12 protein-coding genes and 1 pseudogene are annotated in these 9,524 nt (G+C 73.0%); 7 read left to right on the forward strand and 6 right to left on the reverse strand.

What is annotated here, in order from left to right:
- Positions 1-493 precede the first annotated feature (493 nt).
- Complete coding sequence (locus F6X68_RS26210) at positions 494-763, forward strand: DUF6458 family protein (protein WP_013730795.1); 270 nt, start codon at positions 494-496, stop codon at positions 761-763.
- Positions 764-928: 165 nt separating this feature from the next.
- On the opposite strand, the gene F6X68_RS26215 is transcribed toward F6X68_RS26210, so the two are convergent.
- Positions 929-1,468: a histidine phosphatase family protein gene (locus F6X68_RS26215; RefSeq protein ID WP_151456779.1), complete on the reverse strand. Its 540-nt coding sequence runs from the start codon at positions 1,466-1,468 to the stop codon at positions 929-931.
- Between the two features lie 115 nt (positions 1,469-1,583).
- Between F6X68_RS26215 and F6X68_RS26220 the strand changes: the two genes are divergently transcribed.
- Complete coding sequence (locus F6X68_RS26220) at positions 1,584-1,868, forward strand: DUF6458 family protein (protein WP_132235282.1); 285 nt, start codon at positions 1,584-1,586, stop codon at positions 1,866-1,868.
- A gap of 67 nt (positions 1,869-1,935) precedes the next feature.
- On the opposite strand, the gene F6X68_RS26225 is transcribed toward F6X68_RS26220, so the two are convergent.
- Entirely contained in the window at positions 1,936-2,613 is a 678-nt protein-coding gene (locus tag F6X68_RS26225; RefSeq protein WP_151456780.1) for a hemolysin III family protein, read from the reverse strand.
- Between the two features lie 107 nt (positions 2,614-2,720).
- Between F6X68_RS26225 and F6X68_RS26230 the strand changes: the two genes are divergently transcribed.
- Genes F6X68_RS26230 through F6X68_RS26240 form a run of 3 tightly spaced genes read left to right on the forward strand, consistent with a single transcriptional unit; the run spans position 2,721 to position 4,997 of the window.
- A complete protein-coding gene (locus F6X68_RS26230) occupies positions 2,721-3,410 on the forward strand; it encodes an allophanate hydrolase subunit 1 (RefSeq protein ID WP_151456781.1) in 690 nt (229 codons plus the stop codon).
- Positions 3,407-4,264, forward strand: a complete 858-nt coding sequence (locus F6X68_RS26235) for a biotin-dependent carboxyltransferase family protein (protein WP_151456782.1) — start codon at positions 3,407-3,409, stop codon at positions 4,262-4,264. The genes F6X68_RS26230 and F6X68_RS26235 overlap by 4 nt, the downstream gene beginning before the upstream one ends.
- Positions 4,248-4,997 (forward strand): LamB/YcsF family protein, encoded by a 750-nt coding sequence (locus F6X68_RS26240; protein WP_151456783.1) that lies wholly within the window; start codon positions 4,248-4,250, stop codon positions 4,995-4,997. Before F6X68_RS26235 ends, F6X68_RS26240 begins: the two co-directional genes overlap by 17 nt.
- Positions 4,998-4,999: 2 nt before the next feature.
- Here F6X68_RS26240 and F6X68_RS26245 read toward each other — a convergent pair whose 3' ends face one another.
- From F6X68_RS26245 to F6X68_RS26255, 3 genes are all read right to left on the reverse strand, one after another.
- Entirely contained in the window at positions 5,000-6,841 is a 1,842-nt protein-coding gene (locus F6X68_RS26245; RefSeq protein ID WP_151456784.1) for an NHL domain-containing thioredoxin family protein, read from the reverse strand.
- 70 nt (positions 6,842-6,911) lie between these two features.
- Positions 6,912-7,157: a flavin reductase gene (locus F6X68_RS26250; protein WP_151456785.1), complete on the reverse strand. Its 246-nt coding sequence runs from the start codon at positions 7,155-7,157 to the stop codon at positions 6,912-6,914.
- Complete coding sequence (locus tag F6X68_RS26255) at positions 7,157-7,468, reverse strand: hypothetical protein (RefSeq protein WP_225852438.1); 312 nt, start codon at positions 7,466-7,468, stop codon at positions 7,157-7,159. The genes F6X68_RS26250 and F6X68_RS26255 overlap by 1 nt, the downstream gene beginning before the upstream one ends.
- 372 nt (positions 7,469-7,840) lie before the next feature.
- On the opposite strand from F6X68_RS26255, the gene F6X68_RS26260 reads away from it, so the two are divergent.
- Together F6X68_RS26260 and F6X68_RS26265 are read left to right on the forward strand one after the other, a co-directional pair.
- The gene (locus F6X68_RS26260; RefSeq protein ID WP_151456786.1) at positions 7,841-8,608 is read left to right on the forward strand and encodes a DUF5753 domain-containing protein; all 768 of its coding nucleotides are present in this window, start codon (positions 7,841-7,843) and stop codon (positions 8,606-8,608) included.
- The gene (locus F6X68_RS26265; protein ID WP_151456787.1) at positions 8,599-8,790 is read left to right on the forward strand and encodes a DUF397 domain-containing protein; all 192 of its coding nucleotides are present in this window, start codon (positions 8,599-8,601) and stop codon (positions 8,788-8,790) included. The genes F6X68_RS26260 and F6X68_RS26265 overlap by 10 nt, the downstream gene beginning before the upstream one ends.
- A 163-nt stretch (positions 8,791-8,953) precedes the next feature.
- On the opposite strand, the pseudogene F6X68_RS26270 reads toward F6X68_RS26265, so the two are convergent.
- Positions 8,954-9,524 (reverse strand): annotated as a pseudogene (locus F6X68_RS26270) (hypothetical protein); the annotation flags it as partial.

Genomic DNA, 9,524 nt, shown 5'->3' on the forward strand with positions numbered 1-9,524 from the left:
CGGGCGGCGGCGGCATCATCGCGGTCGGGTGCGGAGTGGGTCTGGGATCAAGCCGACCACGCAGCGTCATCAATCGGCCGCCTCTCCGACTTGCCCCTCGCCGCCCTTTGCTCTGCATCCACGGAGGCGCCAGCAACTCTGGGTGCCTGTTGCGTCCATGGATGCAGAGCAAAGCGTCTGGGGAGGGGTGCCGGTGGGGGTGTCGGTCGCATCCAGTGGTTAGCAATTAGGCATGATGCCCGTTTTTGCGGGCGGTGCTGCCTGGTGGCCGTAGTTACGGCGAGTAGCGGCACGGATTTTGGGGTTGCAGTCACCGTGTGCAGTCGTGGCGGCGCAATCGGGTCGGTCCGGAAGAGCGGTGGCTGGCCCGCCGGTGTGGGTTCCGCCGGCTATTCGGGGACGCCATCCGGGTAGCCGGGCGGTGTGGTGGGTAACCGTCGCGAGGCCACGTCAGAGAACGCCCAGAGCCACCGCACGGGGGAGTGCAGCGCACATGGGCATTGGTAGCGGAATCTTCCTGATCGCCATCGGCGCGATCCTGACCTTCGCCATCAGAGCCAACGTCTGGTGGGTCGACCTGCGCGCGGTCGGCTGGGTGTTCATCCTGGCCGGGCTGGGCGTCCTGCTCACCACGCTCTGGTTCTGGCAGGACCGGCGGAAGCGGGCGCGGACCCTGATCGTCGAGGAGAACCGGCTCTCGCACCCGACCGCGATGATGCCGCCGCCGCCCGATCCGCCGCCGCCGACGGCACCACCGTCCTGAGCCACCGCGTCCGACGGCGCCAAGCGCTGAACCACCGACGGCACCACCGCCACCGAGCCATCGGCGGCGCCACCACCGGCCTGAGTCACCGCCGACGGTGCCACCGCCACGGAGCCGCCGACGGCGTCACCGTCTTGAGCCACCCGCCACGTACCGGCGGGTGGCTCAGCCGCGTGCGGTGTGGCGGTCGGTGATCGGTGCCCTTTTCGGGCCCAGTTCCGGCCAGTCGACGTCGGGTCGGTGCACCACCACGTCGCTGGTGCGCAACCCGTCCTGGTCCGCCCGCTCCGGGTCGAGCAGCGCCGAGAGGAGCGAGATGCCCGGGTTGTGCGCGATCAGCAGCACCGTACGGGCGGTCGGGTCGACGTCCCGGACCAGCGTCAGCAGGTCCTCCGGGTGCGCCTCGTACGCGTCGGCCTCGTAGCGCACGACGGGAGCGGGGCCGGCCGAGCCGCCCTCCGGTGGGGAGCCGGTCATGCCCATCGCCACGCCGTGCCACGTCTCGCGGGTGCGCCGGGCGGCCGAGCAGATGACCACGTCCGGCAGCAGGTCGTGCTTGGCCAGCCAGGCGCCGGCCGCGGCCGCGTCGGCCTGACCCCGTACGGCCAGGGGACGCTGCACGTCCGGCACCACCTCTCCGGGCGGCTCGGCCTTGGCGTGCCGGAGCAGCACCAGCGTGCGTCCCCGGGCGGAAGCGTCGGTCATGTCCTCAGCTTGCCCGATTGGCGATCAGAGCGCTTGGGTAAGTCGATGGGTGCCGCAACCTCACCGATGGCCGCGGCGGAAGGAAACGCCAGGGGACAGCCGAGGAGGCGACAAGATGGGCTTTGGTGGCAGTATCTTCCTGATCGCGTTGGGTGCGATCTTCGCGTTCGCCGTGGAGGCGGATCTGGGCTGGCTCAACCTGGCCGTGGTCGGCTGGGTGCTGATGCTCGCCGGCGTGGCCGGTCTGCTGCTCACCCTCCACTTCTGGAACTCGCGCCGTCGGGCCGTGGTCGCCCCGGTGCGCGGTGAGCGCGTGGTCGCCGAGCAGGTCGTGCCGGTGCGGGACGACCGGGTCGTGGAGGAGTACCGCGAGGTGCGTCAGCCGCGCCGCACCGTCTGACGTCAGGACGGGACAGCTTCTTTTCCGGGGGCTCCGCCAGGCGGCGGGGCCCCCGGATGCGTGTCTGTCAGGCGAAGAGGGCGAAGTAGATGGCGATGTGGTGGCAGAGCGCGGCCACGAGCGTGCAGGCGTGGAAGAACTCGTGGTGGCCGAAGACGGTGGGCCAGGGGTTGGGCCGGCGGAGCGCGTAGAAGACCGCGCCGACGCTGTAGATCGCGCCGCCCACGATGAGCAGCACCAGGGCGGTGACGCCCCCCTGGTGCAGGATGTCAGGCAGCATCGCGACCGAGACCCAGCCGAGCGCCAGGTAGAGCGGCGCGGAGACCCAGCGCGGGGCGTGCGGCCAGACCAGCTTGACCGCCACGCCGGCGAGCGCACCGCCCCAGACCAGCGCCAGCATGATCGTGGCCGGTCGGGGTTCCAGCAGCAGTACGCAGAACGGCGTGTAGGTGCCGGCGATGAACACGAAGATCATCGAATGGTCCATCCGGCGCATGATCTGGTAGCCGCGCTCGGACCACACCCGCCGGTGATAGAGCGCGCTCGTGCCGAAGAGCCCGCAGACCGTCAGGCTGTAGATGAGGCAACTGACCAGCGGGGCCCAGCCGGGCCGGGTGGCGGCGACGGCGCTGAGCACGATGCCGCAGAGTCCGGCGACGAAGAATGCGTACGTGTGGAGCCAGCCGCGCATCCGGGGCTTACCGATGTCGACCGGCTTCAGTCGAAGCGGGGCGGGGGTGGTCACGCCATTAGGTTACGACACCGTAGGTTACTTTCAAGTAGTGCGTCCGGTCACGTGGGACGACGGTCGACCGACCCTGGTGCCATGCGCCGGTCGGGGAGTATGGCGGCATGCGGATCCGACCCGTCGGTGCCCACGCCCTGCTGATCGACTGTGCCGACGCCGACCAGGTGGAGGCGTGGCGGGCCGAGCTGTGGCGGCGGCGCGAACGCGGTGAGCTGACTGCCGTCGAGATCGTGCCGGCGGCCACCACCGTCCTGCTCGACGGGGTGCCGGACCCGGCCACGGCGGCCGCGCGGATCGCCGCCTGGCCGCCCGGACCAGCCGCACCGACCACCGCCGCCGCGCCGGGCACGGCCGCCGCCGCGCCGACCGCCGACGCGCCGGCCGCCGCCGACGGGGAAGCAGCCACAGTCGCCGCCGAACTGGTCGAGGTTCCCGTGACGTACGACGGGGAGGACCTGGCTCTCGTCGCCGAGCACTGGGGCGTGGACGTGCCGGCGGTGGTCGACCGGTTGCGGCGTACCCCGTTCCGGGTGGCCTTCTGCGGCTTCGCCCCCGGGTTCGCCTACCTCACCGGGCTGCCCGCCGAACTGGCGGTGCCCCGGCTGCCCACCCCGCGCTCCCGGGTGCCGGCCGGCTCGGTCGCCCTGGCCGGCCCGTACGCCGGGATCTATCCGGCGGCCTCGCCCGGCGGCTGGCTGCTGGTCGGGCGTACCACGATGGGCCTCTTCGACGTGCACGCCGACCCACCGGCCCGGCTCACCCCGGGCACCCGGGTACGCCTGGTGGCCGCATGACCCCGGTGGTCGAGGTGCTCCGCGCCGGGGCGCTGACCACCGTCCAGGACCTGGGCCGGGCCGGCTGGGCGCACCTCGGCGTACCCCGGTCGGGCGCGCTCGACCCGGCGGCGCTGCGGCTGGCCAACCGGCTCGTCGGCAACCCGGAGTCCGCCGCCGGCCTGGAGATCACGATGACCGGCTGCGAGCTGCGGTTCCTCCGCGCGACGGCGGTCGCGGTGACCGGTGCCGAGGCCGCCGTGCGGGTCGGCGACCGCCCCGGTGACGTGGGTCGGCCGCTGTCGGTGCCGGCGGGCGCCGTGCTGCGGATCGGCCCGCCCCGCGACGGCCTGCGCAACTGGCTCGCGGTCGGCGGCGGGTTCGCCGTCGAGCCGGTGCTCGGCAGCCGCGCCACCGACACCCTCTCCGGGCTCGGCCCGTCGCCACTGCGCGACGGCGACCGGCTGCCCCTGGGCGCACCGGCCGGGCCGCCCGCCCCGGTGGACGTCACCGTCGCGGCGCCCACCCCGACCGAGCTGCGGCTGACCCTGCGCCTCGGCCCGCGCGACGACTGGTTCACCGCCACCGCGCTGGACCGGCTGTTCGGTAGCGCGTACACGGTGAGCCCGGTCAGCAACCGGGTCGGCGCGCGACTCACCGGCGCGGCGCTGCCCCGCGCGGTGGCCGGGGAACTGCCCAGCGAGGGCATCGTGCTCGGGGCGGTGCAGGTGCCGGCGGACGGCCAGCCGTTGATCTTCCTGGCCGACCATCCGACCACCGGTGGGTACCCCGTCGTCGGGGTGGTGGACGACGTGACCCCGCTCGCGCAGGCCCGGCCAGGGACTACGGTCAGGTTCCATGGACCTCAACGCTGACCTCGGCGAGGGATTCGGCATCTGGCGACTCGGCGACGACGCCGCGCTGCTGGACCTCGTCACCTCCGCCAACGTCGCCTGCGGCTTCCACGCCGGCGACGCGTCCACGATGCGCCAGGTCTGCGAGGGCGCCGCCGAGCGCGGGGTGGCCGTCGGCGCGCAGGTCGGCTACCGGGACCTCGCCGGCTTCGGCCGGCGGCACATCGCGTACGCCTTCGCGGAGCTGCGCGACGAGGTCACCTACCAGCTCGGCGCCCTGGACGCGTTCTGCCGGCTGTTCCGCACCCGGGTCCGCTACCTGAAGCCGCACGGGGCGCTCTACCACGCCGCCGCCTGCGACGAGACCCAGGCGGCGGCGCTGGTCGCGGCGGTCGGCGACTACGACGACCAGCTGCCGCTGCTCTGCCTGCCCGGCTCGGTCCTCGCCCAGCTCGCCGCCGGCGCCGGGCTGCGGGTGGTCGCCGAGGGCTTCGCCGACCGCGGCTACCTGCCCAACGGCTCGCTGGTGCCGCGCACCGCACCCGGGGCGTTGGTCACCGACCCGGAGGAGGTGGCCGCCCGGGCCGTGCGGATGGCCACCGAGCGGTCCGTGGTCGCGGTCGACGGCAGCGTCGTCCCGTGTCCGGTCGAGTCGATCTGCCTGCACGGCGACACCCCCGGCGCGGTCCGCTGCGCCGAACTGGTGCGCGCCGCCCTGATCGACGCGGGGGTGACGCTCACTCCGTTCGCGTGACGTCAGGCGTCGTCCAGGCCCCTGAGCACCAGCGGGAGCCGGGCGGCGGCACCCTCGACCACCCGGACCGGTACGCCCCAGTCCTGCCGGGTCAGGTGGCAGGCCGCGTGCTCGACGTCCGCGTCGCAGGTCGCCGCCTGCGCGGTCACCTGGAGCACACCCCCGGCCACCGTGCCGTCGACCACCAGTCGGCGGGACAGCTCGGTGCCGGTCCCCGCCCCCTCCAGCAGCAGCTCCGGCGGTGACGCCGACACCACCAGTCGCGTCGACGGGCCGTACGTCTCGTCGAGCTTCTGCCCCGGCGCGGGCGTGAAGATCACGTCCAGGGTCACCTCGCCGGCCGCCACGTCGGTGGGCTTGCGCTCGGTGCGGTGCCGGGGACCGTCGACGGTGCTCGCACCGGCCGCCGAGAGCGCGCCGGGCGCCAGCCGGGTCAGCCGGTGCGCGGCGGACTCCACCACCAGCACCTCGCCGGCCGGGGTGAGCACCAGGTCGCTCGGCTCGGCCAGCCCTTCGGCGACCGTCGAGACCCGGTTGCTCTCCGGGTCGAAGCGGCGGACCGCCCCGTTGTACGTGTCGGCCACCAGCACCGAGCCGTCCGGCAGCGCGCACACCCCCAGCGGGTGCTGGAGCAGCGCCTCCGCCGCCGGCCCGTCGACGTGCCCGAAGTCGAAGAGTCCCTGCCCGACGGCGGTGCCCATGACGTCGTTCTCGACGTACCGGATCGCGCTGGTCTCGCTGTCGGCCACCCAGAGCCGGGCGCCGTCGGCGGAGACGGAGAGGCCGGACGGCTGCGCCATCCACGCCTCGGCCAGCAGGCCGTCGCGCAGGGCCTCGACGGTCGTGCCCGCGTACATGCCGGCGGTGCGCTTCACCGGGTCGAACCACCAGAGCTGGTGGATGCCGGCCATCGCGATGACGACCTTGTCGTCGTACCAGGCCAGGTCCCAGGGGGAGGAGAGGTCGACCGAGAGCGCGTCGTGCGAGTGGTCGTCGACCGTGGAACGCCACTGCCGGCCGGTGCCGGCGACGGTCACCACCTCGCCGTCGGCCAGCCGTACGCCGCGCAGCAGGTGGTTGACGGTGTCGGCGACGACGAGGTCGTAGCCGGCCACCTCGGCGGTGTGCGCCGGCAGCAGGCACAGCCCCTGCGGCTCGGAGAAGGTGGCCGCCCCGGCGGGACCGTCGACCCGGCCCCGGCTGCCCGTGCCGATCCGCCGTACCAGCGTCTCGCCGTCGGGGGCCAGTTCCGCAAGCGAGTGCCGGGCCGAGTCGGACACCAGCAGGTTGCCGTTCTCCAGCAGCACCGCCTTGCCCGGGAAGCGCAGCGTGGTCTGCGGCTCGGCGGGCGGGACGTACGGGCCGTCGCCCCGGTGCAGGGTGCCCTTCGCCTCGTGGGTGGCGATCAGGTCGTCGACGAGGCGGGCGAGCCCTTCGGCGTGACCCTCGCCGGCCATCGTCGCCACCACGTAGCCCTCGGGGTCGATCACCGACAGGGTGGGCCAGGCGCGGGCCGCGTACTGCTGCCACATGTCCAGCTCGGGGTCGTCGAGCACGGGGTGGTGGACGCCGTACCGCTCCACGGCGGCGGCCAGCGCGTCCGGGTCCTTCTCGTGCTCGAACTTCGGCGAGTGCACGCCGATCACGACGAGCACGTCGCCGTACTTCTCCTCCAGCGGGCGCAGCTCGTCGAGCACGTGCAGGCAGTTGATGCAGCAGAACGTCCAGAAGTCGGCGATCACGATCTTGCCCCGCAGATCGGACAGCTTCAGCTCTCGCCCACCCGTGTTGAGCCACTGCCGGCCCCGCAGTTCGGGGGCACGTACGCGCGGTGTCGTTCCCATGCCCGCCAGCCTGCCACGTCGGGCTTGCGTGAAGTCGGACCCGTGACCCGGACGACAGCGGCGAGCCGGGCTAGCGGGCGCGGGCCCAGCCGGTGAAGCGCACCGCCAGGTCCGCCGGCAGGCTGCCGTGGTCCAGCCCGGCGAGTTCCTCGGCGGCCTCGGCGCACAGCGCGGCGAGGTGGATCATCAGCGCGTCGCGGTTCCCGCGGTACTTCGCGAGCAGGAGGAGCTTCGCCGTCGAGCAGGGCCACGCCACCCCGCAGGCGCCACAGCGCCAGGTGGGACGGCTGGGGACGTGGGCGCGGACGTGCACCATCAGCCCACCGCCGTGCGGGGGCGGGCCGGTGGCCGGCGGGAGAGGGCAGGCCGGGCCGGGGGTGGCGCGGTGACGACCCACTCAAGACCCTCGCGCAGTACGAACAGCTCGCGCTTCGCCACCGCGCGGCCCCTGGCGTCGAGCTGGTAACCCTCGAACCAGAGCCAGCCGTACGGCGGGAAGCGGTCGACGAGTTCGCGGATCACGCGGACGCGCATCGGGGTCACGAACTGCGGCGACGCCGCCCGGGTCAGGTGGAGGACCTCGCCGGCCCGCAGCATCCGTACGGGAGGCGGTGTCCGGGCGGTCACTGCGGACCCCGGTTGCACCGGGCAGACCAGCGCGACGCGGGGACGACGTTGCTCACGCGGCCTGGCCCCCGGTACGGCGGGATGAAGGGACCGATCGGCCCCGGGACGACCGGGCGGGCCGGCGGCGGGTCGCGCCTCGGCGTGGGTGTCGGTGTCGGCCTCTCCTCGGGCATGGCTCCCCCTCGTGCGGCGGGTGGTGGGAGGGCCGGCCCGGCTGCTCGCAGAGCGGCCCCCGTCAGCGCGGCCGGCGGGCTCCCATCGCCTCCACCGGCTCACGCCGTCTACAAAGCACTCTGCCGAGGGTTGCTGGACAATCACACAGCGTTAGATGATTTCTCGGGAACGTTCTGATCGCTCCAGAGGGGACGCGGCATGAACCATGCATTTGTGGCGGCGCTCGCCGAGGCGTGCGAGACAGCCGAAAGCCTGGGAGGCCGCCTCGGAATTCATCCCAAGACCGTTGCTCGGTGGGCAAACCCGGGACGTATCCCGCAGAGTCGACATCGTGCGGAAGTAGCGAAGATCCTCGGCAAGAACGTGTCGGAACTCTGGCCGGACACGCTGAACCGCCGGGAACCTGTGTGGTTCAGACCGTGGGTCGACATCGAGCGTGAGGCGGTAGCCCTACGGGCGTTCCAGCTCGCCTGGGTGCCGGGCCTCCTTCAGACCGAGGCTTATGCGCGGGCCACGTTCACCGGCCAGCCGCTAGCCAAAGACGAGGTGGGTGAGTTGGTCGCGGCGCGTGTCGCCCGTCAGGGGATCCTGACTCGTGAACGAGGACCCCTGTTCGTCGCGGTGCTCGACGAGGGGATCATCCGTCGTCCCGCAGCAGGAGACCGGAGACTCATGGCCGAGCAGCTAGCCCATTTGGTGCGGTGTGCCGAGATGCCGAACGTTCAACTCCACGTCGTGCCACGTGAGACAGCGACTTATCCAGGCCTCGACGGACCGTTCACGCTCGCCGAACTTCCCGACGGGACGCGGGTGGCGCACGTCGATAGCCAAGCGCGCGCACAAATAGTCGACCAAACATCCGACATTGCTACGCTGGAGCACCGGTGGGAACGCATACGGGGCGAGGCTCTTCCCCGAGGGCGCTCCTTGGAACTTCTCAGAGAAGCGGCGGCATCATGGACCTGACCGGCGCGCAGTGGCGCAAGAGCACGAAGAGCGGTGGCAACGGCGGCGACTGCGTCGAGGTGGCCGACAACCTTCCCGGCGTCGTAGGAGTCCGGGACTCGAAGGATCCGACCGGCCCGGCCCTTCTCTTCGCCCCGGCCGCCTGGCGGGTCTTCGTCGCGCAGGTCGCCGATCAGTCCTGAACCACCAGACCCCGAAAGCGCCCGTCCCTGATCTCCGGGGCGGGCGCTTTCCGTTTCCGTACCACGGTCACTGCCGTTTTCCGCAGCCGTTCCACGGCGCTGCCGGCCGGAGAGACGACGGCGGGGCCACGGTCTCCCGTGGCCCCGCCGTCGTCTTCGTCTGCTACTGGCCCGCCGGCTTGAGGCAGAGCACGCGGTTCGCCCCGCCGCCCTTGAGCACCACGTGCGGCTGGGTCGGGTCGGCGCACTTGTCCTTCGCGTCCACCTTGGAGACCACGGTGAAGGCGCCCGCCTCGCCGCACTCCGCCGCCGCCGCCGTCTCGCCCGACTTCTTCACGCAGCTGCCGACCGCCGGGTCGAACGCCGGGGCCGGGTCGTCGCCGCCGACCTTGCCGAGCAGCATGAGCAGCCCCAGCGGCACCGCCAGGATGAGCACCGCCGCGACGAGCACCGCGGCGAGCACCCGGCCGTTGCGGATCTTGGGCGTGGGGGCCGGCTCGGTCTTCGGCTCCGCGATCGGCTTGAACGAGTCGAAGCGGTTCTGCTCCTGCTCCGGGCCGCCCTGGTCCCAGGGACCGGGCTGCTGCAGGGGTGGGGGGAATGCCGACGGGAACGCGCCGCCCGACGTGGGCGCGGCGGTCGGGGCGGGCCCGTAGCCGGGTGCCGCGCCGCCGGCGTTCGGCGTACCGAAGGGGTCGGCGGGCCGGTCGGCGCTGTCGTGCGGCCGGACCCCG

Origin of the sequence: Micromonospora sp. AMSO12t (genome assembly GCF_008806585.1) — a bacterium.
GTDB lineage: Bacteria > Actinomycetota > Actinomycetes > Mycobacteriales > Micromonosporaceae > Micromonospora > Micromonospora reichwaldensis.